The organism is Alphaproteobacteria bacterium SS10 (genome assembly GCA_019192455.1).
In the GTDB taxonomy this organism is placed as follows: Bacteria; Pseudomonadota; Alphaproteobacteria; order TMED2; family TMED2; genus TMED2.
This window is the reverse complement of record JAHCML010000003.1, coordinates 51028-74505: the sequence shown is the minus strand read 5'-3', so window position 1 is coordinate 74505 and position 23478 is coordinate 51028. Positions and strand designations below refer to the sequence as shown.

22 protein-coding genes are annotated in these 23478 nt (G+C 58.2%); 13 read left to right on the top strand and 9 right to left on the bottom strand.

The genetic code is table 11. From position 1 onward, the window contains the following. Positions 1-31 precede the first annotated feature (31 nt). From KI792_00815 to KI792_00805, 3 genes are all read left to right on the top strand, one after another. Positions 32-1870: a hypothetical protein gene (locus tag KI792_00815; GenBank protein ID MBV6631551.1), complete on the top strand. Its 1839-nt coding sequence runs from the start codon at positions 32-34 to the stop codon at positions 1868-1870. 82 nt (positions 1871-1952) lie between these two features. Next, positions 1953-2510: a thioredoxin family protein gene (locus KI792_00810; GenBank protein MBV6631550.1), complete on the top strand. Its 558-nt coding sequence runs from the start codon at positions 1953-1955 to the stop codon at positions 2508-2510. A 147-nt stretch (positions 2511-2657) separates the two neighbouring features. Continuing rightward, positions 2658-3563, top strand: a complete 906-nt coding sequence (locus KI792_00805; protein ID MBV6631549.1) for an alpha/beta hydrolase — start codon at positions 2658-2660, stop codon at positions 3561-3563. On the opposite strand, the gene KI792_00800 is transcribed toward KI792_00805, so the two are convergent. Continuing rightward, positions 3552-4124, bottom strand: coding sequence for an N-acetyltransferase (locus tag KI792_00800; GenBank protein ID MBV6631548.1), 573 nt, complete (start codon positions 4122-4124; stop codon positions 3552-3554). The two genes, KI792_00805 and KI792_00800, sit on opposite strands and share 12 nt — an antisense overlap. A 412-nt stretch (positions 4125-4536) precedes the next feature. On the opposite strand from KI792_00800, the gene KI792_00795 reads away from it, so the two are divergent. The 4 genes from KI792_00795 to KI792_00780 all read left to right on the top strand — a co-directional run bounded on the left by KI792_00795 (position 4537) and on the right by KI792_00780 (position 8430). Then, complete coding sequence (locus KI792_00795; protein MBV6631547.1) at positions 4537-5388, top strand: OmpA family protein; 852 nt, start codon at positions 4537-4539, stop codon at positions 5386-5388. A 184-nt stretch (positions 5389-5572) separates the two neighbouring features. Beyond that, a complete protein-coding gene (gene apaG / locus KI792_00790; GenBank protein MBV6631546.1) occupies positions 5573-5971 on the top strand; it encodes a Co2+/Mg2+ efflux protein ApaG in 399 nt (132 codons plus the stop codon). A 178-nt stretch (positions 5972-6149) separates the two neighbouring features. Beyond that, positions 6150-6797, top strand: coding sequence for a GTP cyclohydrolase I FolE (gene folE, locus KI792_00785; protein ID MBV6631545.1), 648 nt, complete (start codon positions 6150-6152; stop codon positions 6795-6797). A 178-nt stretch (positions 6798-6975) separates the two neighbouring features. After that, positions 6976-8430, top strand: a complete 1455-nt coding sequence (locus KI792_00780) for a TrkH family potassium uptake protein (GenBank protein MBV6631544.1) — start codon at positions 6976-6978, stop codon at positions 8428-8430. Positions 8431-8439: 9 nt separating this feature from the next. Here the strand turns inward: KI792_00780 and KI792_00775 are convergent, their stop codons facing one another. From KI792_00775 to KI792_00740, 8 genes are all read right to left on the bottom strand, one after another. After that, positions 8440-9078, bottom strand: a complete 639-nt coding sequence (locus KI792_00775; protein ID MBV6631543.1) for a hypothetical protein — start codon at positions 9076-9078, stop codon at positions 8440-8442. Next, positions 9065-10129, bottom strand: coding sequence for an Hsp33 family molecular chaperone HslO (locus tag KI792_00770; protein MBV6631542.1), 1065 nt, complete (start codon positions 10127-10129; stop codon positions 9065-9067). The genes KI792_00775 and KI792_00770 overlap by 14 nt, the downstream gene beginning before the upstream one ends. Positions 10130-10193: 64 nt before the next feature. Next, positions 10194-11156: an ornithine carbamoyltransferase gene (gene argF / locus KI792_00765; protein ID MBV6631541.1), complete on the bottom strand. Its 963-nt coding sequence runs from the start codon at positions 11154-11156 to the stop codon at positions 10194-10196. Between the two features lie 2 nt (positions 11157-11158). Further along, positions 11159-12319 carry an aspartate aminotransferase family protein gene (locus KI792_00760; GenBank protein ID MBV6631540.1) on the bottom strand — a complete coding sequence of 387 codons (1161 nt, stop codon included), beginning with the start codon at positions 12317-12319 and terminating at the stop codon, positions 11159-11161. Between the two features lie 330 nt (positions 12320-12649). Then, the gene (locus KI792_00755) at positions 12650-13579 is read right to left on the bottom strand and encodes an exopolyphosphatase (protein MBV6631539.1); all 930 of its coding nucleotides are present in this window, start codon (positions 13577-13579) and stop codon (positions 12650-12652) included. A 201-nt stretch (positions 13580-13780) separates the two neighbouring features. Beyond that, complete coding sequence (locus tag KI792_00750; GenBank protein MBV6631538.1) at positions 13781-14488, bottom strand: EamA family transporter; 708 nt, start codon at positions 14486-14488, stop codon at positions 13781-13783. Positions 14489-14515: 27 nt separating this feature from the next. Continuing rightward, entirely contained in the window at positions 14516-14752 is a 237-nt protein-coding gene (locus KI792_00745; GenBank protein ID MBV6631537.1) for a hypothetical protein, read from the bottom strand. Next, positions 14749-15549: an ABC transporter permease gene (locus KI792_00740; GenBank protein ID MBV6631536.1), complete on the bottom strand. Its 801-nt coding sequence runs from the start codon at positions 15547-15549 to the stop codon at positions 14749-14751. Before KI792_00740 ends, KI792_00745 begins: the two co-directional genes overlap by 4 nt. A 344-nt stretch (positions 15550-15893) precedes the next feature. On the opposite strand from KI792_00740, the gene KI792_00735 reads away from it, so the two are divergent. The 6 genes from KI792_00735 to KI792_00710 all read left to right on the top strand — a co-directional run bounded on the left by KI792_00735 (position 15894) and on the right by KI792_00710 (position 23339). Beyond that, positions 15894-17318 (top strand): L,D-transpeptidase family protein, encoded by a 1425-nt coding sequence (locus KI792_00735; protein ID MBV6631535.1) that lies wholly within the window; start codon positions 15894-15896, stop codon positions 17316-17318. Between the two features lie 141 nt (positions 17319-17459). Continuing rightward, entirely contained in the window at positions 17460-18881 is a 1422-nt protein-coding gene (locus KI792_00730) for an MFS transporter (protein ID MBV6631534.1), read from the top strand. Between the two features lie 149 nt (positions 18882-19030). Beyond that, the gene (locus tag KI792_00725) at positions 19031-20482 is read left to right on the top strand and encodes a leucyl aminopeptidase family protein (GenBank protein MBV6631533.1); all 1452 of its coding nucleotides are present in this window, start codon (positions 19031-19033) and stop codon (positions 20480-20482) included. Positions 20483-20628: 146 nt separating this feature from the next. Then, positions 20629-21000 (top strand): MarR family transcriptional regulator, encoded by a 372-nt coding sequence (locus KI792_00720; protein MBV6631532.1) that lies wholly within the window; start codon positions 20629-20631, stop codon positions 20998-21000. 12 nt (positions 21001-21012) lie between these two features. After that, positions 21013-21864 carry a C40 family peptidase gene (locus KI792_00715; GenBank protein MBV6631531.1) on the top strand — a complete coding sequence of 284 codons (852 nt, stop codon included), beginning with the start codon at positions 21013-21015 and terminating at the stop codon, positions 21862-21864. Between the two features lie 155 nt (positions 21865-22019). Further along, entirely contained in the window at positions 22020-23339 is a 1320-nt protein-coding gene (locus KI792_00710) for a PAS domain S-box protein (protein ID MBV6631530.1), read from the top strand. The last annotated feature ends 139 nt before the right edge of the window (positions 23340-23478 follow it).

The window sequence follows — 23478 nt, the reverse complement described above, 5'->3', positions numbered from 1 at the left end:
TTCAGTAGCTTGAGCAGGTCACGATGCGGGCATGAGCCAGCCCGCTTCCAGACCCAACACCTCTGCGTTCCAGCAGGATACGCCCCGGCAACGCAATGTCATGACGACGGATGGCGCCAGCGCCTCACGTCAGGCGGCACCCGCTGCTGTCTATGAATATCAGGCGCGTGTTGATGGGCGTTGGCAGATCCAACAGGTCTTCAATGATGAGCCGGATGCCATTGGCGCCGCCCAAACAGACATCATCGCCGAACGTCACGCCCATGTCCGGGTTCTGAAGACCTGGCCAAATGATCCTGATCTGAACCTGAAATCCCGTGTGGTCTACACAAGGGAGACGGTCATTGAGAACACACGAAAGCCAGGCCAGCTGGGTAAGCCGCCTGCCAATCCGCCGCTCTGCCGTGACCCACATGACTTGTATGAAGCAGGTGCCAGGCTAACCCTGAACCGTCTGTTCGCTGGCTATTGTGATGAGCATGGCCTGCTGGTTTCAGACATCCTATATGACAAGCGGTTGCTCGACCGATTACTGCAGCACTCCTCCCTGATCGGTCAGGCGATCAACCTGACGGCACAAGCGCAGGCCAAGACCAAGAACCTGCGCAGGCGCAGGCGCCAGACGATCATGGATATCGTCCAAGCCATGCGCCAAGTGACCCAGGCGATGCCACGGCCGCCCGCCGATGCCGATGCCATGCTGGCAGAGCGGTTGCAGTTCCTGCCGGACCTGCGCGACCTGCCGCCTGAGGAACTAGCCAATCAACGGCGTTTACTATCCCACGCATTACTGATGCGGGTGAAACGTGAGGGCTCAACGACTGACCAGTTCATCTACGCTCTCAGCCTGATTGATCTCTATCATGATCCCATGCTGGACGAAGCCGTGGACCTGCTGCTGTCTGATCTGGTCCATGCGAGTGAACTGTCCGAAACCATCACCGGCCTCAGCAGCAATCTGGGCGAGCGGCTGATCCGCCTTATGCGCCTGGCTGAGGGCGCTGAGCTAACCGAAGACGGTAAGCGACCGACCAAGGATCAAGAGCTCAACATCGCCATCGCTAGGCTGCGCGTCGCCTTGAAGCGTGGCCGCCTCCCCTCGCTGCGCCACCATCTGATTGATCAGGTGAACTCAGTTCTGACCAGCGGCAACGCCCTCGAAGCGCGGGATGAGAATACCGATGATCAGCTTTACCGAATGGTGCTCGAGACGGCGGCCCGGTTCTATCACCTGTTGGAGGAACCCGACTTCGTTGAGGCAATCACCAGCCGCTTCCACCGCCATAGCGAGATTGAGTGTAATGACCGGGTCGCCGCTGCCCGCCATGTCTCCAACATCCTAGAGCAACCGGGCCTCACCATCCTTTATCAGGCCACACTCTATAAGCTCTTCGAAGACCCTGATTTGCGCCGCTATCTGATGGGCCATATTCGTGAGGTGCTGGAGCACAGCATTGATCTAAACATGCTGCTACCCGCAAAGATGAGCCACCGCGCCCGCCTTGCCCGCATGCGCGCTGCCTTTGATTCAATCGCCCGGATGCCAGCCTCACCAGAGTGGCGGCGCAGCACGCTGAGCCTCGTGGATGAGGCCATGTGGCTTTACATTGAAGAAAGCGGCATTACGGCCAAGCCGAGCCATGACCCGGCCACGGCAAGAGACCAGATCTTCAAGCTGGCAGAGCTCTGCAGTGCCGATATCCTGCCCGAGGGATCGGCCCTCAATCACTTACGTGATCGACTTCTAAAGCAAGTTCGCCATCCGGATTTCGATAAGAAGCTAACCGTCGATATCTCTGACCCGATCCGGGCAGAGGCCGCCAGAAAAGCATTCAAACAGAAGTTCGCCGCAACCGGCCTCCGCACCTGATGCCAACGGGGACTTGATTGATCCATCATCGCTCTCCACGTTGGGCTTAACGTAAGTCCCAACGCTCGAGAGACCGATTGCCATGGCCCTTCTTCACTCACCCGCCGCTGAAAACGGCTTGATCGGCCCTGATTTTGCCCTGCCGGATCTTCAAGGGGACACCGTCACCCGGGATGGTGTGATGGGCGAGCACGGGCTCGTCGTGGCCTTTATCTGCAATCACTGCCCCTATGTGAAGGCGATCATCGATGGTCTGGTGAGTGACGCGAAGGAACTTCAGGAGGCTGGTATCGGCGTGGTTGCCATCATGCCGAATGACTTCCGATCCTACCCTGATGATGCGCCGGATAAGATGGCGGCCTTCGCCAAGCAACACGGCTTCACCTTTCCCTACCTGCTTGATGAGGATCAGTCGGTCGCCCGGGCCTATGACGCGGTTTGCACACCCGATTTCTTTGGTTTGGACGGGAATGGACAGCTGGCCTATCGCGGCCGCCTGGATAGCCGCCGCAACCCAAATGAAAGCGACCGTGGGCAGCTTGAGCTGCGCGATGCCATGCTGGCCTTAGGCAAAGGCGAGAACCCACCAGAGGCACAGATGCCCTCCATGGGCTGCTCTATCAAATGGCGGATTAGCTAAGCCAGCCAACGACGTCTTCATCCGGTCACAATGCGCAACGCGTATATGCGAGACTGCTAAAGCGACTTGCGTATGTCGTTGAAAACCCCAGGTTATTCATATGACTATTGGGCAGTGATCTAGCGCTGCGTTGAGCCGGGAGCATGTATGGCGTCGCTTTTCGAGGGTTTTGAAAGCGCGTTTCAACAGGTGGGGGATGTAACCCTCCATTATCGGCGGGCCGGGTCCGGCCCACCCCTGGTGCTGCTGCATGGATATCCCGAAACCCATGTGATGTGGCACAAGATTGCCCCGATCCTGGCCGAGGATTTCACCGTCATCCTGCCTGACCTGCGGGGCTATGGGGATAGTGACAAGCCTGCGGGTGGTCCAAAGAACGGCGATCCTTCCCACCTCTTTTACGCCAAACGACAGATGGCCGCCGATATCGTCGGCCTTATGGATGCGTTGGACATCGGGCGATTTGACCTGGTGGGTCATGACCGGGGCGCGCGGGTCGCGCACCGGCTATGCCTCGATCATACCGATCGGGTCAGGCGCGTGGCCTTTCTCGACATTGTCCCCACACATGCGATCTTCACCGGCACGGATCAGGCCATCGCCACTGGCTTCTATCACTGGTTCTTCCTAATCCAGCCGAGCCCCCTGCCAGAGACCATGATCGGCCGTGATCCAGCTTGGTGGCTGCGGGCCAAGCTTGCGGCCTGGGCTGAAAGTTTCGACAGCTTCGACCCCGCCGCCGTGGCGGAGTATGAGCGGTGTTTTGCTGACCCGGCCGCCATTCACGCCAGTTGTGAGGATTACCGCGCCGGGGCAACCAGTGACCTTGAGCATGACGCCGCTGATTTCGGCCAGAACCTCGTCACCTGCCCCGCCCTGGTGCTTTGGGGGCAAGGCTTCATCGGTAAGCGTTTTGAGGTGATGCCACTTTGGCAGCGCTATGCCACTGATTTACGGGGGCAGGCTCTCAACTGCGGTCACTTCCTGCCAGAGGAAGCGCCGACCGATACCCTGCTCAGCTTGAAGCAGTTCCTAACCAGCTCAAACCCGTGAGGCCTGACTGTTATCGGCGGCCATAGGGCGGATCAAACCAGCCTGGTGGTCCAGCACGCCAGCGGTGAATTCGAGACCCAACAGCCGGGAGCGATCAACCGGACCCGGTAGCCGCAACCCATCCATTAACTCAGCACTAAAGCCAAATTGGACGTAATAGGGCCGATCCCCAACCAGAACCACGGCGGGGTAACCCAGGGCCCGGGCGCGCATCAGGCCATGGTGGATCAATCGGCTGCCATAGCCCGTACCACGCAGGTCACTTTGCACCGCAATTGGGCCTAGTAGCGCGGAAACCGAACCATCCGGTAAAACTGCTGGCCAAAATCGAATGCTGGCCGCCACCTCGCCCGAGCCGGGCGCATCCGGTGGCTCAATGACAAAGCCAAGCGGCGCAATTGGCGGGATGCCATCGCGAAACCTATAAGCCGTCTTGGTAAGGCGATTGGGGCCAAAGGCACGGTCATTCAGCCGTTCAATTGCGGCGCCATGGCTAGGCCGCTCAGCCACCACATCCAGCAATTTGATCATCGACGTCTCGCCGTCATCCCGGCCGATCATCGGCCCCAGTACTCAATAATCATGAGTACCGGCTGATAAGCCGACTGTCAGCCCCGTTCCGTGCTTGGCAGCCAATCGCCACCGTGGCAGCGGCACAACAACCATGGTAATCCTGCAACACCCTGCCCGGAAAGCCTTAAAAATAAAGGTTTATGGTGGTGTCAGAGAGCTGATAGCGGTGAATCGGCATGGCTTATGTCGTCCACCACCTTTTGCGAGCGGACACCGGCCAAAAATCAGGGCCGTCGGCTGCACGAACGTTTCGATAATTTGTGACGTTGGCGCGCTGTCGGAAGTTCCGCTAGTATCTCGGCGTTATCTCTGGCGCGGTGGTTCTCACCGCCCAAAAACGTCGGGCGCAGCTTTATCAGGCGTAGAAACTGTTTCGACGTCATCACCATTGGGGAAGATCATGAAATTCAAGAATTTGATCGGTGCCTTCGCTGGCATCACCTTGCTTGCCGGTTGTGCTGCTGCAACCAGCATCAACGACGTTGAGAAGCTCAACGACACCGCTGCTGTTGGTAGCGAGTTCACCCGCGCACTCGCTAGCGAGTACCGTGAGCTGGCTAACTTCGAGCAATTCGAAATGTTCGATTACCGCGATGCCCGCTACCACGCCGCTAAAGGCCTGGCTGCTGCTTCCGGTGAAGTTGTTCTGCCATCCGAGCTGAGCGAGCGTTACATCGAAGCCGCTGACGCTGGTGAGCTTTCCGCTGCTCGCGGTCGCCTGATGTCAGTGTTCAACCGCGATGCCCGCAACCTGTTCCCGAACGAAGCTGCGGTTGCACAAACCCGCTTTGATTGCTGGCTCGAGCAGCTGGAAGAAGGCTTCCAGCTCGACCACATCCGCGCTTGCCGTGAAGAGTTCCGCGCTGCACTGGCTGCGATCGAAGACAAGCTGAATGCTGGCCCAGCTGTTGCTGCTGCTTCACCTGACCGCTTCATCGTCTTCTTCGGCTTTGACAGCGTTGAGATCCCAGCTAGCGCTGCCAGCATCCTGGCGAACGCTGCCCGGGTGATCGGCGACAGCGACGGCGCAGTTGTCGACATCGTTGGCCACGCTGACACCTCCGGTGCTGCTGCTTACAACCAGGCCCTGTCTGAGCGTCGCGCAGCTGCGGTTCAATCCGCTCTGTCCTCACGCGGTATTGATGTTGGCTCCATGACCACCTCTGGTCGTGGTGAGCGTGCCCTGCTGGTGGAAACCCCAGACGGCACCCGTGAGCCATCCAACCGTCGCGCTGAAATCATCCTGCGCTAAGACCGATCCAAGATCGGTTAGCTAAACGAATAAGAGGGGCCGGTATCACCCGATACCGGCCCTTTTCTTTGCCCAGGCGCCATACAAGGCTGGGCTTTTGGGTGTTGTATGCGCGCAGACTGACCTATATCTGAGCGCAGGAACCAAGGTTACGTTGGGCCGCAAGGCCACCAGGACCCAGTTAATGAGCAGCTATACCGCCACCACCTTCGACATACAGGTTGAGGTTGAGCCTGAGTTTCTCAATGAGCGCTCATCGCCAACAGAGAACCACTATGTCTGGGCCTATCATGTGCGGATTGAGAACCAGAGTGAGCGACGCGTGCAACTGCGCAGCCGCTACTGGCGTATCACCGATGCCAATGGCCATGTGCAAGAGGTGCGTGGCCCCGGCGTTGTGGGGGAAGAGCCATGGCTGGAACCGGGCAGCAGCTTTGAGTACAGCTCCGGCGCCCCGCTCACCACGCCCAGTGGGATTATGACGGGCAGCTACTCGATGGAGGATGAGAGCGGCGATCAGTTCGATATCGATGTGCCCGCTTTCTCGCTCGACAGCCCACACCAGGCTGTTCGACTGAATTAACAGGGACTTAGACCCCCGAAACGGTCACACGCAGCAATAACGCAAAAATGAACGTTTTTTGCGCCGTATTGACCGCAGATATGGAAAAGTGGCGCTTGATTAGTGCGAAGCTAAGCTGGCGTACTATCTCTAATGGCTGGCAGTTGTGCCGCAACCTGCTGGGAAGGCAGAAAAGCAGATGAACGAGTTCTCTAAAACCAAACCCACGGCCGAAACCGGTCAGGTCACCACCGCTGATGCGCCAAAGGAAACGGCCCCTAGCCGTGAAGAGGCGGAAGCAGCAGTCGCGACCCTTATCCGTTGGATTGGCGACAATCCGGAGCGTGAGGGGCTGATCGATACGCCATCACGGGTCATTCGCGCCTATGAGGAACTGTTTGTCGGCTATACCCAAGACCCGATGGATATCCTCAACACCACCTTTGATGAGGCTGGTGGCTATGACGAGATCATCGCGCTGACCAACATCCAGATTAACTCGCATTGTGAGCACCATATCCTGCCAATCACCGGCCAGGTGCACGTTGCTTACCTGCCAAACCAGAAGGTTCTGGGCCTATCAAAACTGGCCCGCCTGGTTGATGTATTCGCCAAGCGCCTGCAGATTCAGGAGCGCCTGACCGCGCAAATCGCCGACACTATTCAGGAAGCGCTGCAACCGCGCGGTGTCGCCGTGGTCGTTGAAGCGACCCACCAATGCATGACTATGCGTGGTGTGAAGAAGCAGGGTGGGATCATGAAGACCAGCCGTATGATCGGCGCTTTCCGTGATGACCCAGAAACCCGTCGTGAGTTCTACGCGATGATTGATCGTGGCCGGGACTAACAGGGCCAACAACTCTTTAAATTATCGCGGATAGCTGTGTCTGGGCTGGACAGGGCAGGCGCTTTGCCGTTTGCTCGACAGTCGTAAGGTCGCCTGTTTGTGCTGTTTGGCGCTCGCGGCCGCGTGTTTTGCCCAAACCAGGGTCCTTAGGGTGACCAATGTCACCCCGTGTCACCCAATGATCAATTTCCGCCTCATCTTCTTTGTGACCGGCATTCTGGTCACCACGCTCGGCGCCACCATGTTGGTGCCGGCGGCGGTCGATCTGGTCTTGGGCAACCCGGATTGGAAGGTCTTCGCCACCTCCTCTGCCATTACCATCTTCCTCGGCGGCTTGCTGATGCTGACCAATCGCAGCTCTACCAAGGGCACGATGCGGGCACGGGAAGCCGTGTTGATGACCAATGTGGCCTGGCTCTCCCTATCGATCTTCGCCGCCGTACCACTGGCCCTGTCAGAGCTTGAGCTGAGCGTCACCGACGCCTTCTTTGAGGCGGTGTCCGGTATCACGACCACCGGTGCCACGGTTATTACTGGGCTTGAGGAGGCGCCACCGGGCATTTTGCTCTGGCGGGCTGTTCTACAGTGGCTAGGTGGGATCGGTATCATTGTAATGGCGATCTCAATTCTGCCCATGCTGTCCATCGGCGGCATGCAGCTATTCCAGCTGGAATCTTCCGAGACGTCTGAGAAGGCGCTACCGCGCACCGCGCAGTTGGCCTCAGCAATCGGCCTTTTCTACACCGCCCTAACCTTGCTTTGCGCGATCTGCTACGGGCTTGCCGGCATGGGGTCATTTGATGCCGTGGCCCACGCCATGACCACGATCTCAACAGGTGGGTTTTCGACCCGGGATGGCTCAATTGGTCATTTCGATAGTGTGGCCATCGATACCATCGCGATCACCTTCATGATCACCGGTGGCCTGCCCTTTATCCTGATGATCATGGCGTTGCGCGGGAATTGGCAGCAATTTGTCTATGACCGCCAGGTCCACTGGTTCCTGGCGATCCTGGCCGTCGCAATCATCGTCATGACCCTCTACACCACCGGTCGGGAAATCGCCGATAACCCAGGCCAGGCCTTACGTCTCTCCGCCTTCAACGTGGTGTCGGTGATGACCGGCACTGGCTATGCAACCGACAGCTATGATGGCTGGGGCGCGTTCCCGCTGATGGCCTTCTTCTTCCTGATGTTTATCGGCGGCTGCGCTGGATCGACCACCTGCGGGGTGAAGATCTTCCGGTTTCAGGTGCTATACGCCGTCGCAAAGGCCCAGCTGCTGAAGCTGTTGCAGCCCCATGGTGTCTTCATAGCTTACTATAACGGGCGCCCGATCCCCGATGATGTCCCGCTCGCGGTGATGAGCTTCTTCGCCATGTTCGGCCTAGCCTTCGGCCTATTGGCAGTGGCTCTGGGCATTTTGGGCTTGGACTTCCTGACCGCCATTTCGGGTGCGGCGACCGCCATTTCCAATGTTGGGCCTGGTTTGGGTGCAAATATCGGCCCGGCGGGCACCTTCCAGCTGCTGCCAGATACCGCCAAATGGCTACTCGCCTTTGGCATGTTGCTCGGTCGGTTGGAGTTGTTCACCGTGCTGGTGCTGTTCCTACCGCATTTCTGGCGCCGCTAAGCACCAGATTTACGCTGCGATAAGGGCACCCAGATTGCGCTGAAGCTGGGCAACGAAGGCCCGATCCAGATCCGCAATCGTCAGATCCATCAGATCGATGAGCGCGCGCTCGCGTTGATCAAGCGTACTTTGGTCATCAAGGCGTAACCGCCCCTCGGCCCGCGCCTCGGCAAAACCACTCAAATCCCAGAAGGGTGAGACCGCATCCATCCGAACAGCGAAATTCGCGAAATACTCATAAACCGGTTGGCTGACGGTGATGGGCCCAAGGCGCTTGCCACCTGCAACCTGCTGCTCGGTCATGCTGGCATCATGGATGACCAGCAAGGCCTCACCATTGTTTGCCACTGGCTGAATGCGCCGCTTAGCCCATAGATCCATCGCCTCATAGGGCGGCTGGACCAGCTTATGCTCAACATGGGGTGGGAAGAATTTAGGTTGGTAGTTATTGCGCACTTCAAGCTGGGCCACATCGAAGCGGATGGGGCGCAGCTGCTCAAAGGTCAGACGTGGCAGGTCGGCGGTTGGCGGTGGTGAGGCACAACCCGCAACCGTCACGGTAACACTGGCCAGGCCACCCTGAATGAGGCGGCGACGATTGATCACCAGTTGCCGATCAGCCTTCTGGCCAGGGTTAGCCATCGTCATCTTTGAAATCCTTAATCGTCATGTCGTCCCGCAGGATATCGCCGAGAGGGACGGCGTAGAGCGTGCTGCAGAACTCACAGGTGACCTCAAGTGCCTTACCATCAACGGTGTCCGGATTATCCGCACCGTCCTCACCCTCAACCGGCAGGGCCATATCCTTCAGCGCATCGGGTGGTAGCCCCTTCAGCATGCGACGGATCTTCACCTCATTGCAGCGGCACTCGCGCTCAACTGCCGACCGCTCAAAAACACGGACGCCATCCTCATTAAACAAGCGATACAGCAGGTCATTGGCCGGTAAGCCCGCGTCCACCATCTCATCGGTGGTAAGCGATCCCAGCATCACCATCGCCCGGCGCCAGCCATCTTCTTCATCATTACCGAGGCGGCGCTGAACAATCGCCTCCTGGTCGTCGGGCATACGCTGCAGCATTAGGCCACCGGCGCGCCAATGGCCGTGATGGTGCTGCACCTTAACTGAGACGCCGGTATCCAACTGCTCTGACTGCTTGAAGTAGTTCACTGTGCAATCGGCGATGCTGTCGCCGGTCAGCTCGGTGATGCCCTGATACCGTTCAGTATGATCACCCTGATCTACGGTGAAGGCGAGATACCCCTTACCCAGAAGCTTGTTCAAGCCGATTGCATGGGAAGGCCGCTCGCCGTCTAGCTCCACATCTTTCAGCAGCTCGGCCAGCTTCTCTTCATCGAACTTGGCATAGCCGCGTAGCTTACCGTCGCTGGTCACATCGGTAACCAGCATGGGCACGGCACCATCGCCCCGGGTCTGTAGGGTGAAGATACCCTGATACTTAAGGGCGGAAGACAAGACCACGGTGACCGTCAGCGCCTCAGCGAGCAGATCGCTGATCACCAAGGGGTAGTCATGGCGACCCAAGATATCGTCCAGCACCTCATCCAAGCGAACGAGACGACCGCGCAGATTGGTCGCCTCGAGCTGAAATGGCTGAATGATATCGGTGTCTTGCTTAAACGAGGCCTCTAATCGAGCTGATTCTGGGCGGTCGGATTGTGGTGTCTGATCGTCCATTGGGATTAGTGATCTCGTCTCAGTAACTAGAGTGCTTTAACCAGTAGCTTTAGACCGCCAGCGATCATACCGCCAGTGGCGCATCACCCAGCAGGCACCAGTGCAAGATACCCTTTTGCGAGTGTAGGCGGTTCTCCGCTTCATCAAAGACCACGGAGTGCGGGCCTTCAATAACGGCGTCGGTGACCTCTTCACCCCGGTGTGCCGGCAGGCAATGCATGAATAGTGCATCATCTTTCGCCAGTGCCATCAACGCCTCGTCCACCTGGAATGGTGCCAAGAGTTGATTGCGGGGAATGCCATCTCCTTCCTGGTGCATGGAAGTCCAGGCATCGGTAACCACGCAATCCGCGCCTTCCGCCGCCGCTTTGGGGTCATGCATGACCGTGACCGTGCCGGTGGCACCGGCCACCTTCTCACCCTCAACCCAGTCGGTGAGCCACGCGGGCGGCGCTAGTTCGGCGGGACAGGCAAGCCTAAACTCAAAGCCGAGTCTAACCGCTGCCTCAGCCCAGCTGGCGGCCACATTGTTGCCGTCGCCGGTCCATGCAACCACCTTGCCGGTGATCGGGCCGCGATGCTCTTCAAACGTCATGATGTCGGCGATGATCTGGCAGGGGTGGGTGTCATCGGTCAGGCCGTTGATCACCGGGATCGTGGCATGTGCGGCCAGTTCGGTCATCTTACGCGGCATATCGGTGCGCAGCATGACGGCATCAACATAACGGGAGAGCACCCGCGCCGTGTCCGGCACAGTTTCACCACGGCCCAGCTGCATGTCGTTGGGCAGCAGGTTCACCGTGTGGCCGCCCATCTGGAACATGCCGACATCGAATGAGACACGGGTCCGGGTCGATGATTTCTCAAAGATCAGCGCCAAGCTCTTACCCTTAAGGGTTGGGGTTTCCTTCCCCGCTTTCAGCGCCTTTTTATAGCTCGCGCCCAAATCGACCAGGTGCCGAAGTTGTTCGCTCGTCAGGTCCCGGATTTCCAGGAAGTGCCGCCCTTTCAGGCCAGGTTGGATCATGGTCATTGGCTCAGCGCTCCCAGCGCTTTAGCGATCGCGGCGACCGCCTCATCAATATGGGTTTGTTCGATGGTGAGTGGCGGCAATATCCGCACCGTGTTGTCACTTGCGGGCACGGTCAGTAGATGCTGATCACGCAGTGCCTGGACCAGGTCACCGGCGGGCAACTCATCCTTAAGCTTGATGCCCAGCATCAGCCCCTTACCGCGCACGGTTTCAATCACCGGGAATTGGTTGTGCAGGCCGGTCAACGCCTCTTGAAGCGCTTTACCCTTGGCCACCACTTGATCAAGGAAGCCAGGCTCAAGCATCACATCGAGCACCGCATTGCCAATGGCGGTTGCCAGCGGATTGCCGCCATAGGTTGAGCCATGGGTACCGGCAACCATGCCGGATGCAGCCTCGGCCGTGGTTAGGCAGGCCCCCAGCGGAAAGCCGCCGCCAATACCTTTTGCGGCACACATCACATCGGGGGTGATGCCAGCCCATTCATGGGCAAACAGGCGGCCAGTTCGGCCCATCCCACACTGTACCTCATCAAGATAGAGCAGCAGATCATGTTGGTCACATAGGCCACGGACGGCTTTGAGGAACTCGGGATCTAGCGGGCGAATACCGCCCTCACCCTGCACAGGCTCCAAATGGATTGCCGCCGTGTTGGGGCCAATTGCATCCTCAATCGCAGCCAGATCACCGAATGGCACCACATCAAAGCCATCAACGAGAGGGGCAAAGCCCTCAATCATCTTGGCCTGGCGGGTGGCGGAGATACCAGCCAGGGTCCGGCCATGGAACGCACCATCCAAACAGATGATCCGATACCGATCAGGCTGTCCCTTATGGTGGAAGTATTTCCGGATGACCTTCACCCCGCACTCCCAAGCCTCGGCCCCGGAATTGGTAAAGAACATCGTATCGGCGAAGGTCGCGGCGGTTAGCCGGGCGGCCAGCCGCTCAGCCTCCGGAATGCGGTAGAGGTTTGAGACGTGCCACAGCTTCTCACCCTGATCCTTAAGGGTTGCGACCAGATGCGGGTGATTATGGCCGAGGGCGTTAACGGCAATACCAGCGGCGAAATCCAGGTACTTCTCGCCATCGGTGGCGAAAAGGTAGGCGCCGTCCCCACGTTCAAAAGCCAATGGGGTACGGTTATAGGTTGGCATAACCGGTGGGAAATCGGTCTGCTCACTGCCTGCTGATTGGTTCGCTGTATTGGTCGCCATGGCGGATGGTTTTGTAATGGCTGACATTGGTTATGTCCTTGATTGGGTTCGATAGCACTGCGGCGCTCGAAAAAGAACCGGGTGTGGAAAAAGAAAATGGCCGGTCGCTGGATTGATGCGGACCGGCCATTGGTAAAAACAAACACTGGGATGACGTTATCGTCGTCGTCGGAACCCAGGCAGCACCAAAGCGGTCGCGGCCATACGGCGGCGACGGCGTCGGTTGGTGCTGTTTGTTGCGCTCAACATGTTCGTCTCAAAATCTCGAAATCAGCCTGATGTCAGGCGGTCGATTAATTCGACCATAGTTTCGTTGGCCTTGTCATTATCAATCTGACAGGTGCCAGCCGCCTCATGGCCGCCACCGCCATATTCGAGCATCAGTTTGCCGATATTCGACTTGTTGTCCCTATTAACAATCGACTTACCAACCGCGAAGACGGTGTTCTGCTTCTGCCGCCCCCACATGATGTGCATAGACACATCGCATTCCGGGAAGAGCGCATAAATGATGAAGCGGTTACCAGCGTAGAGGACTTCCTCCTCTCGCAGGTCGAGAGCAATCAGGTTGTCATACTTCTCAGAGCAGGCATGAACCTGGTTGATGTAGTTCTCGACATGCTCCTCATAGAGGTCCACACGCTCAGCAACATCAGGCAGGGCGAGGATATCGTCCACATCCTTATATTCGCGGCAGATATCCACGAGCTTCAGCATCAGCTGGTAGTTCGAAACGGTGAAGTTCCGGAACCTACCGAGGCCGGTGCGGGCATCCATCAGGAAGCTCAGCAGCACCCAACCTTGCGGGTCGAGGATCTCTTCCTCAGTGAAATTTGCGCTGTCGGCTTTGTCGACCGCCATCATCATGTCGTTGGAGACATTAGGGAACCGGGTCCGGCCGCCGTAATATTCGTAAACCACCCGGGCCGCGCTTTCGGCATGGGGGTCGAGGATATGGTTGTTCTTATCTTCGTTGCGATAGAACTCACTCACATGGTGATCAAAGCAGAGATGGACGCCATTCTGATAGGGCAAGTTACAGGTGATATCCCGCCGGCTAACCGGAATTTTGCCGTCCTGCATATCCTTTGGGTGCACGAATAAGATCTCATCGATCATATCCATTTCCCGGAACAAAACCGCGCAGACCAGCCCGTCAAAATCACTTCGCGTGATCAGACGAAACTTCTGTTGGCTCATGATGCGCCCATCGGGCGTCTTGGATGGTGGCTTGGCCGATAGATCCGACATGCTGCCTTCCCTTATTTGCGGGTGTTTTTAGCCCGGCCCTCTAGCGTCAAGGACCAACCCGCCATGTTTTTGCCGCATTCCCAACCCGGGCAACCTAACCCGGATTGGAGCCGATGCGAAGCCTAAGCCGCCATCTCGGTGGTCGAAAACTCAATCAGCCGATGCTTTTGGGCGACGGGTGCCAAGGATCAGACCCACAACAATCAGGGCGGTGCCGGCAAAATGATACCCGGCAAATGGCTCACCAAAGAGCATGACAGAGAAGGCCGTACCCATAATCGGCATCAGGTGGAAATAGAGCGAGGCGCGATTTGCACCGATCAGCTCAACCCCACGATTGAAGAAGAGGTAGGCGAGGAAGGACGGGAAGATGCCGATGTAAATCAGAGCAATGATGGTCTTTGGCGTGAACTCAATCTGCGCAACGAACAGATGCTCCCAGATAAAGAATGGCAGGATGAATAGGTTGCCGAGGGCAAACAGAGCCACCAGCATCGACATCGGGTGAATGCTTGGCTTCAACCGCAGACAGGTTGAGTAGATAGCGTAGAGAACCATCGCTAACAGGATTACCGCATCCCCTTGATTAACGGTGAGGTCTAACAGGGTCGCCAAATTCCCCTGCAGGATAATGGTCACCGCCCCCACCATCGCAAGCGCGATGCCTAGCCCCTGCCAGCGATTAACCCGGTCGCGAAACAGCAGAAACGAGAAGGCCGGGATCAGCAGGGGCACAGTGGCGTTCAACAGGAACAGGTTCACGGCCGTTGTTTTGTACTGGCTCCAATAGACCAGGGTGTTAAAGGCGGTAATCCCGAACACGGCCAATAGGATCAGCGGCCAAATCTTGGCCCGCATGGCGGGCAAATCGCCCGGCAGATGGCGCTAGGCGAGCGGCAAAACCAGCAAGAGAGCCAGGTTCCAGCGCCAGAACGCAGCGGCGACCGGTGGTAGGTCGCCATCAAAGGCAATCCATTTGCCGACGACCCCATTTCCTGCCCAAAACATCATGGTGCAGAACAGCAGCAACGGTGCTGTGCCATAGGCCCAGCGCGCAAAACCGACCGGGCTCAAACTAAAGGCGGGTTTGGCGTTATCAACCGAACGCCCCTGATCACTCATGGTCGCAACTTATAGCCGCTCTGCAGCATACGTAGTGCCAGGACAAGCAGAACCGCATTGGTCACAACGCCAACGATGATGCCGGTGGTTAAGTCACCATCCGCATGGCCGATGAAGCCCGCGCGGAACCCATCGATCATGTAGAAAACCGGGTTTAGGTGGGCCATGAACTGCCACTCACTCGGCAGGCGTTCGATTGAATAGAACGTGCCCGACAAGAAGGTCAGCGGCGTAACGATGAAGTTGGTCACGGCAGCGATGTGATCAAACTTATCCGACCAAATACCGCCGATCACACCCAGGGTGGAGAGCAACAGCGATCCGCTAATCGCGTGGAACAGGATCAATCCGGGATTGTGGATCGGAATACCGACAAAGATGACGAGCGAGATATAGATAAATAGCCCGACCACGATGCCTCTGGTAACACCGCCCAAAATCCACCCCATGGCCAGCTCAAGCGAGCTTAAGGGCGGCAGAAGCACATCAACGATATTACCCTGAACCTTGGCGATAATGACGGTGGAGGAGGTGTTGGCAAAGGCATTCTGTGTAATGCCCATCATGATCAAGCCGGGCGCCAGAAACTCCAAAAACGGCACACCGGCCACGCTTCGGTTCCCAGCATCAAGCGCCAGCGCAAACACGGTGTAGAACAGTAACGTGGTGATCACCGGCGCCAAAATGGTCTGGAGATAGACCTTGATGAAACGCTTCACCTCTTTGGCATAGAGCGTCCAAAACCCGATCCAGTTAACCCGGCCATGGACACGGGGCCCCAAATCACCATCAGGCATGGCCAAGCTCGCGGCATTGCTAGCGGCCAGATCGGCGGTGCCAGTGTCAGTCTTTGGGGCGGTCTCGTCGGGGGTCATACCGGTTCTTTATCGTTCTTCGGGCGATCTTGTTGTCTTTGAATATTGCCCAACCGGCCTGAATTCAAAGCTCTTGTTGGGCGCGACTGCCATGCAGCCGGCCCTGTAGCCCGGGTGACATGACGGTCACCACCGCTAAAGCCAAGGTGTGGCGCAGGTTGCGCAGGCACGAATTTTTGAAAACTGCCGCGGCGGTTTCGTTTGTCAGTTGATGCAATTCGGGTCAGGATTCCGGCTTAATGACACGGGCTAAAGGATAAGACACCATGAGCCGTGGGGATTCTGAACCAGGGCGGACCGGAAACCGCAGCAGCCATATCTCGCGCCGCGACTGTTTGCGCGCGGGCTTTGCCGCTGGCCTGGCCGGTGGTTTGGCTGGTTTGGCCAAGCATCCCGCCGTGGCGCAAAACCTTGCAGCCGGTATCACCCCATCAGCGCGTGGCTACTTCCATCCCTGGCTTAATGACCCAATTGTTGAGGCGGTCGCCGGTGGCGTACCGCCGCAACGGGTGCAGCTGACCCCCGATGGTCTGACCAGTGGGCTATGCGGTGCTGTCCAACACTACCGCGCCGTGGTCGAGGCTGGCGGCTGGCCAGTAATTCCTGATCCTGGCCTGGTGTTAGAGCGTGATGTTACCGACCGTGCGGTTGGCCTTCTGCGGCGCCGGTTGCGCCTAAGTGGCGATCTGCCGGGTGTGGCCGATCAGACCAGCGACACCTTTGATGTCAGCCTTGAGAATGCGGTTAAAGCCTTCCAATCTCGCCATGGGCTTGAGGCGGATGGTGCCGTGGGCCCGGCAACGCTGGCTGAACTGAACGTCCCGGCCAATGTGCGGCTGGCGACCCTGGTCATCAATGTGGAGCGGGCCCGGCAATGGGCGAAGGATTATGGCGACCGCTTTATCGCCGTGAACATCGCCGCCGGTCGTCTGCATCTGATTGAGGGTGGCAACACTGTTTTCGACACCCGTGTAATCGTCGGCCGGATTGATCGGACCACGCCGATTATCCATTCCAAGATTACGCGCCTCGACTTCAACCCGTTCTGGTATTGCCCGGACAGCATCGCCCGTCGCGATCTACTGCCCGCGATCCAAACCGACCCCGACTACTTCTTCAATAACGGTATTCGGGTGCTGACCAGTTTTAGCAACGGTGCCGAGGAGATCCCGCCGGAGGAGATCGACTGGTTCTCCTATGACGGTATCGACAACCTGCCCTACAAGTTCCGCCAGGACCCCGGCCCTTGGAATGTGCTTGGCCCGGTGCGGTTCAACTTCAACAACAACCACTCCGTCTATCTGCATGGCACCTCGAATGAGGAGCTGTTTGAACAAGCGACCCGTACGTTTAGCTCTGGCTGTGTACGTGTCGATGGGGCGCTCGATATCTCGGCCTATCTGGCCTCAGCCCATGACAAATGGGATGTGGATCGGGTGCAAGGCGTGGTTGAGAGCTATAAGACCCGCAGCGTGACCCTGGATGATCCAATGCCCGTGCATCTGATCTATCGGACCGCCTGGGTTGACCATGATGGCACCGTGCAATTCAGACCTGACGTTTATGACTGGGATGCGGTGCTAGACATCAAGTGGCGTCATGTGGCAGACGTGCCTTGTGTTTACGGGCTGCGCCAGAATGCGGAGCAGCGCGTGCTCGATGCCAATGCCAGCTTTGCCAATGGCGGCTAAATGAGCCAGGGCTGACTTGCCGTTCTAGTGTGCAATTCTAGGTAACGCTTCTAGTTCAGACTTCCCGGTCGTACTAAGGGCACAGCGAACGACGCTGACCCGGCCAAGGCCACCCGCACCTTCGTTCAAAACACCGATCGCATGCTTGGCAAAGTTGCGATCTTAACCGCCTGGATCACCGCCGATATGAGCAGCGATGTCCGAGCCGTCATCTTGTCCTTGGGGCCCTTACTGCTGACCTTCACCTTCTTTGTGATGGGGCATGGGCTGATTGGAACCGGGACGGCGATCCGTCTCGACCTTGAAGGTTTCTCATCCGATGCCATCGGGATCGTCGGCACGACCTATGCCATTGGATTCATGATCGGCACCCTGATCGTGCCGAAATTCATTGGGCAGGTCGGCCATATCCGGGTGTTTGCCGCCTTTGCCAGCCTGTTCGTGATCAGTGCCTTGGCCCAAAGCCTGTATGTCGACACCTGGCTCTGGGCCCTGCTGCGCCTGGTCGCCGGTTTCTCGATCGCCGGTATCTTCACCCTGGTTGAGGGCTGGATTAATGAATCCACGCCCAACACCGTGCGTGGCCAGGTTCTGGCCGCCTATACGGTCGTGAACTATTTCGGCATCAGCCTGGGCCAGGGCCTTATAGCCGTCGTCGACCCGGCGCAGAGCTTTATGTTCCTACTCACCGCTTTCCTGGTCTGCGCCTCGGTCTTGCCGCTGATGCTGGTGACGATCCAGGCGCCAACACCGATTGAGACTGAACGCTTTGCCTTAAGGCAATTGTTCAAGGTCTCGCCCCTGGGCTGCTTGGCCGTGATGGCAGCGGGGGTCTTGAACTCTGTCCTCGCCAACTTCGTGCCCGTGCTGGGCCGGACCATTGACCCTGACAATGCCTGGATTGCGCAGCTGATGCTGGCCTTCATCTTGAGCGGCATCGTCTTTCAGGTACCGCTTGGCCGTCTCTCGGACATGTTTGACCGGCGTATTGTCCTGATCGCCTGCGGTGCCGCCACCGGCGTGACCGGGCTGATCGGCCTGATGATTGGTATCGACGGCAAGGTGATGGCGCTGGTCCTGATCGCGATGAGTGGCGCCCTGATCCCGGCGCTCTACTCAATCGGCGTCGCCCACACCACGGACTTTGTCGATAACTGGAACATGGTGGCGGCCAGTGCTGGCCTGCTTATGATCTACGGCATCGGCACGGTCATCGGCCCCGCCATTGCGGGTCAGCTACTGCTGATCACCGGCATCGGCCCCGGCATCTTCCTATTCGTGCTGGTTATTGGTGGCGGCATGGCCGCGTTTGGCACCTATCGAAGCACGGTCCGTGACACGGTTGATGATGAGGAGAAGGGCCAGTTCCAGGCCATTCGTCCAACCTCCACCGTCGCGTTTGAGTTTGACCCCCGCGCCGAGGAAGACCAGCTCACTCTGGATATGGGTGAGGCGGGTGAGGCCTATCTGACGGCCAGTGCTGCCGGTCTCGAATCGATTGAGTATTGCGGTGAGGCTAGCGTCCTCGGCAACACCATGGTTCAACAGCCAGAGGCAACTTGACCGCCAGGCTGCCGCTGATTGTGTCACCGGCGCAGCGCTCCTGACGCCCCGACGGCTTTTCTAGGCCAATCCCACAACCGGCCTTGCCGCATCATTTCGGTAGCGGAAGGATAACGATGTCCTTTGATTTCGGGCCCGTTATCCAAACCATGACCAAGCCGCATAATTCGACCGCCGCCCTCACCTGCGACCTGCCTATCGCCGCTACCCATGATGGACCGGTGACCGATATTCATCTCGTTCGCGATGCGGCGGCCCTGACCGCCTGGAGCGGCAAGGCGAACAAATCCCATCAGGTGTATCTTGAGAACATCGACTTCTCAGCCAGTGCTAACCGTTGGGTGGCCCTGCCGAACCGTGATGGTTCGATCCAGATTCTAGGCACCGCCATGGGTGATCGGCCGCTGTACCAGACGGCCTATCTGGCCCCCCAGCTACCGGCGGGTGCATACCGGATCGCCAGCATCGATGGCAGCAAACCGGCCAAGGATGACCTAATCAAGATCACCGTCGCCTGGGGCCTCGCTAGCTATCGCTTTGCCATGATGAAGAGCAAAGAGGCGACATCAGAGCCAACGCTGTTGGTCACTGGTGACGAGGTGGATTTGGATGCCCTATCCCACCACATCCGAGCCACCTGGCTGACCCGCGACTTGGTCAACCTACCCTCAAACCATATGGGCCCGGCCGAACTTGCTGCCGCTGCTAAGGCACTAGCAAAGCATCACAAGGCGAAATTCTCTGTAATCGATGATCAGGAGGAGTTGGATCGGGAGTACCCGGCCATCTACGCCGTTGGTAAAGCCAGTGACCGTGCCCCGCGATTGATCGATTTCAGCTGGGGTAAGAAACGGGCACCGAAGGTGACGCTGGTTGGCAAGGGCGTCTGCTTTGATACCGGTGGCCTGGACCTCAAGCCATCCAACGGCATGCTCAACATGAAGAAGGATATGGGTGGCTCAGCCCAGGTGCTGGGGCTTGCCCACCTGATTATGGCGCGCAATCTGCCGGTTCGGCTGCGCGTGCTGATCCCGGCGGTTGAGAATGCCGTATCTGGAAATGCCTTCCGTCCCCGCGATGTAATCCGCACCCGCGCTGGGATGACGGTTGAGGTCGGCAACACTGATGCCGAGGGTCGTTTGGTTCTGGCCGACGCCCTCACCCTTGCCGATGCCGAGGAACCCGACCTGATGATCGACTTCGCGACCCTGACAGGGGCCGCGCGGGTCGCGCTGGGCCCCGATCTTCCGGCCATGATGACCGATGATGATGAGCTGGCTGACGGCCTCTACCAGGCTGGCATGGCGGTGGGTGATCCGGTTTGGCGCCTACCACTATGGAAGCCGTACACCCCGTGGTTGGATAGCAAAGTTGCCGACACCAACAACATCAGCAGCGCGCCATTCGCTGGCACGATTACCGCTGGCCTGTTTCTGAAGAAGTTCGTGAAGAAGTCCAAATCCTGGGCCCATTTCGATGTCTTTGCCTGGACGCCATCCGGTCGCCCAGGCCAGCCGGATGGTGGGGAGGCACAAGCCATGCGCGCCGCCTTCAGCCTGATCAGCAAACGCTATGGTGGCATAGATGATATGGCCAGCTGAGCCGGCCCAAGAAAGAGAATNAGTGAGGCAAGATGAGCGAGACCATCGATACCCAAACCGATCCCCAGGCCGACCCCCAGGCCGAAACCAATGGGGGGATGCCAGGCGGTGATGGCGCCGGTCTAACCAAGCTAACCGGCGAGAGCATGTCGCAACGGCTTGAACCGCTGGAGCTTTGGCGCCGGGTACATCTGTCCATCGTCCGCTCAGACGCGCCGGATTTGACGATCCGGCAATACGCGCTGCTGCTAGCTGTCTACATGAACGATCCACCCCACACGGTGCGGGGGCTGGCCGAGCAACTAAGCATCTCAAAACCGGCTGTGGTCCGGGCCGTCGATACCCTTTCCCGCCTCGGTTATGTGAAGCGCAAAGTGGATACTGAGGATCGGCGGTCGGTCCTGATCCAGCGTACGGTGCCAGGCTCCGTATTTTTGAGTGAGTTCGCCGATCTGATGCAGCGGGTGAACTGGGACTATGCCGCCGAACGCGGCGACCCCTTTGACCCTAACGGCTAAGCCAGTGTCAGTATGAGCAGTACCCTAGACCCGCGTATTCACGCCTATCGTCCAGACATGGCCGATCGGCGTTTGGAAGGTAAGATTGAGGCGCCCAGCTTTGTGGATGGGGCCACCTTCACCGTTTCCGTGACCCGCGTTCCGCTTTGGCAGAACAGCCGCCTCGACAGCCGTTGGGGCAGTGAACTGCTCTATGGTGAGACGGTACAGGTCTTCGATATTCGCGGTGGCCTCGCCTGGTGCCAATCGGATGTTGATGGCTATGTCGGCTATGTCGCCGCCGAGGCATTGCAGGCCGCCACCAACCCGCCAACCCATCGGGTACGGGCCATCCGGGCGCCTGTATTCCCCGAGCCTGATTTGAAGAAACCGACGATCAGCTGGCGCAGCATCGGCAGCCGCGTTTCCCTTACCGGGCAGGAGAAGAACCGGTTCGTCGAGCAGGCCGATGGCAGCTGGATCTATAGCCGCCATGTTGAACCCCTAGATACGGTTACCGAGGACTACATCGCGACCGCCAGACGGTTTATGGAGCTGCCCTATATCTGGGGTGGCCGCAGCGGTGCTGGGCTTGATTGCTCAGCGCTTGTTCAGCTGGCACTAAACTTCGCCGGGATGCATGACTGCCCGCGTGATACGGATCAGCAGCGTGAGGGGCTGGGCCAAATGCTGCCACCGGACACGCCACTCAAGGTCGGCGATTTCGCATTCTTCCCCGGCCATATCGGCATAATGCTGGATGACACCCAAATGCTTCACGCCAATGCGACCCATATGGCCGTCAGCATTGACCCCGCATTAGAGGTGGCCAGCTGGACCCTAAAAAGCGACGGCGCTGGCATTACCGGTGTGAACCGTTTGTAGCGTTGGGCGGTACCAGGGCACTCAAAACCCGCCAAACCGTTCTCAAACCCGCCAAAACGCGTTACACTTTGCCTGTTGCAGGATAAATGCTGATATTTGCATGAGCGGTAATGGGGTACGCAATTACGTTGTCGTGCCCTTTGGGGAAGTGATTATTGTCGCAAGCGACGACTGATAAGGACGCGCTGCCACTCGTCGGTGCGGGCTGTAAATCCGAAGAGATGCGTGAGTTGGGTGCTGGCCATGGGGGCGGCAAGCTGTCCCTCGACAGCCCGCCTGAGCATCTGCTTGCCGACGAATATTACTCCATCATCTTCCACAACGCGCCGACGCCGATCTGCATGAACATGGCGGATGGCACGCTGGTCCGTGGCAACCAGGCCTGGGCTGATTTCATCGGCTATGATCTGGAAGAGCTGGGCAGCGTTCATTGGCGTGAGATTACCCACCCCGACGATATTGAACCCGACCAGGCGATGGTCGATGAGATCCTGGCCGGCAAACGCTCCTCTGGCCATATGGAGAAGCGGTATTACCGCAAAGACGGCCAGATGGTCTGGGGCATGCTGAAGATGAACCTGATCCGCGATGATCAGGACAAGCCGATCTATTTCGTCTCGCAAATCATCGACATCACTGAGATCAAAGAGGCCCAAGAGGCCCTGAAATTCGCCCGCGATCGTCAGGCCGAGCAGGCAGACCGCCTGGCCCAGCTGAATACTGAGCTTGAGGCAGCCAAGCTGGCGGCAGAGGCAGCCAACTTCAATAAATCCGAGTTCCTGGCCCAGATGAGCCACGAACTCCGTACACCGCTAAACAGCATCATCGGCTTCAATGAACTGATCCGGGATGAGCTGCACGGCCCCCTCGGGGCCGATATCTATAAGGAATATGCAGGCTATATCGGACAGAGTGCCCAGCACCTGCTGTCGATGATCAACGATCTGCTCGACCTCTCCAAGATTGAGGCGGGCAAGATGGTGATTGAACCGGAGTGGCAATCGGTAAAGCCGATGCTTGAGACCGTCGTCACCCTGACCCGTGGCTACGCCAAAGAGTACCGGATGGAAGTGCAGGTCGAGATCGCGGAGGGGTTAGATGGCCTGTTCGGCGATGCAAGGGCGGCCAAGCAAATCCTGGTCAATTTGGTCTCCAACGCCATTAAGTACTCCGAAGAGGGGCGCATCGTTGCCCTGGCGGCAAAACCGCTTGAGGACCAGAGCGGGGTTGAGGTGACGGTGACCGATAACGGCATCGGCATGACCGCCGAAGAGGTTGAGGTCGCCCTACGGCCGTTTGAGCAGGTTGATAGCGAGCTTGCCACAAAGCGCGAGGGGACGGGCCTCGGCCTGCCCTTAGCGCGTGAGCTAGTACAGCTGCATGGCGGGCGGTTTGGTATTGAAAGCGCGCCCGGTGAAGGCACGAAGATCACCGTGACCTTCCCGAACCCAGCCGAAAATGCTGACGACGGTTAGGCGTTAAGCCACCGGTTTTGGCGCTTTAACGTACCTTCCAGAAATAAACAGACCGAATACGTGTCCGCCGCGAATGGGATGGGGGATGCGGCTGGACGTATCCGGTCTGTTCATGGCGACGAGCAAGACCTGGCATCCT

What these genes read in the sequence shown, in the direction of transcription:
- KI792_00815 (MBV6631551.1), top strand. Translation starts at nt 32, where the DNA reads ATGAGCCAGCCCGCTTCCAGACCCAACACCTCTGCGTTCCAGCAGGAT.
- KI792_00810 (MBV6631550.1), top strand. Translation starts at nt 1,953, where the DNA reads ATGGCCCTTCTTCACTCACCCGCCGCTGAAAACGGCTTGATCGGCCCT.
- KI792_00805 (MBV6631549.1), top strand. Translation starts at nt 2,658, where the DNA reads ATGGCGTCGCTTTTCGAGGGTTTTGAAAGCGCGTTTCAACAGGTGGGG.
- KI792_00800 (MBV6631548.1), bottom strand. Translation starts at nt 4,124, where the DNA reads ATGATCGGCCGGGATGACGGCGAGACGTCGATGATCAAATTGCTGGAT.
- KI792_00795 (MBV6631547.1), top strand. Translation starts at nt 4,537, where the DNA reads ATGAAATTCAAGAATTTGATCGGTGCCTTCGCTGGCATCACCTTGCTT.
- apaG (MBV6631546.1), top strand. Translation starts at nt 5,573, where the DNA reads ATGAGCAGCTATACCGCCACCACCTTCGACATACAGGTTGAGGTTGAG.
- folE (MBV6631545.1), top strand. Translation starts at nt 6,150, where the DNA reads ATGAACGAGTTCTCTAAAACCAAACCCACGGCCGAAACCGGTCAGGTC.
- KI792_00780 (MBV6631544.1), top strand. Translation starts at nt 6,976, where the DNA reads ATGATCAATTTCCGCCTCATCTTCTTTGTGACCGGCATTCTGGTCACC.
- KI792_00775 (MBV6631543.1), bottom strand. Translation starts at nt 9,078, where the DNA reads ATGACGATGGCTAACCCTGGCCAGAAGGCTGATCGGCAACTGGTGATC.
- KI792_00770 (MBV6631542.1), bottom strand. Translation starts at nt 10,129, where the DNA reads ATGGACGATCAGACACCACAATCCGACCGCCCAGAATCAGCTCGATTA.
- argF (MBV6631541.1), bottom strand. Translation starts at nt 11,156, where the DNA reads ATGATCCAACCTGGCCTGAAAGGGCGGCACTTCCTGGAAATCCGGGAC.
- KI792_00760 (MBV6631540.1), bottom strand. Translation starts at nt 12,319, where the DNA reads ATGCCAACCTATAACCGTACCCCATTGGCTTTTGAACGTGGGGACGGC.
- KI792_00755 (MBV6631539.1), bottom strand. Translation starts at nt 13,579, where the DNA reads ATGAGCCAACAGAAGTTTCGTCTGATCACGCGAAGTGATTTTGACGGG.
- KI792_00750 (MBV6631538.1), bottom strand. Translation starts at nt 14,488, where the DNA reads ATGCGGGCCAAGATTTGGCCGCTGATCCTATTGGCCGTGTTCGGGATT.
- KI792_00745 (MBV6631537.1), bottom strand. Translation starts at nt 14,752, where the DNA reads ATGAGTGATCAGGGGCGTTCGGTTGATAACGCCAAACCCGCCTTTAGT.
- KI792_00740 (MBV6631536.1), bottom strand. Translation starts at nt 15,549, where the DNA reads ATGCCTGATGGTGATTTGGGGCCCCGTGTCCATGGCCGGGTTAACTGG.
- KI792_00735 (MBV6631535.1), top strand. Translation starts at nt 15,894, where the DNA reads ATGAGCCGTGGGGATTCTGAACCAGGGCGGACCGGAAACCGCAGCAGC.
- KI792_00730 (MBV6631534.1), top strand. Translation starts at nt 17,460, where the DNA reads ATGCTTGGCAAAGTTGCGATCTTAACCGCCTGGATCACCGCCGATATG.
- KI792_00725 (MBV6631533.1), top strand. Translation starts at nt 19,031, where the DNA reads ATGACCAAGCCGCATAATTCGACCGCCGCCCTCACCTGCGACCTGCCT.
- KI792_00720 (MBV6631532.1), top strand. Translation starts at nt 20,629, where the DNA reads ATGTCGCAACGGCTTGAACCGCTGGAGCTTTGGCGCCGGGTACATCTG.
- KI792_00715 (MBV6631531.1), top strand. Translation starts at nt 21,013, where the DNA reads ATGAGCAGTACCCTAGACCCGCGTATTCACGCCTATCGTCCAGACATG.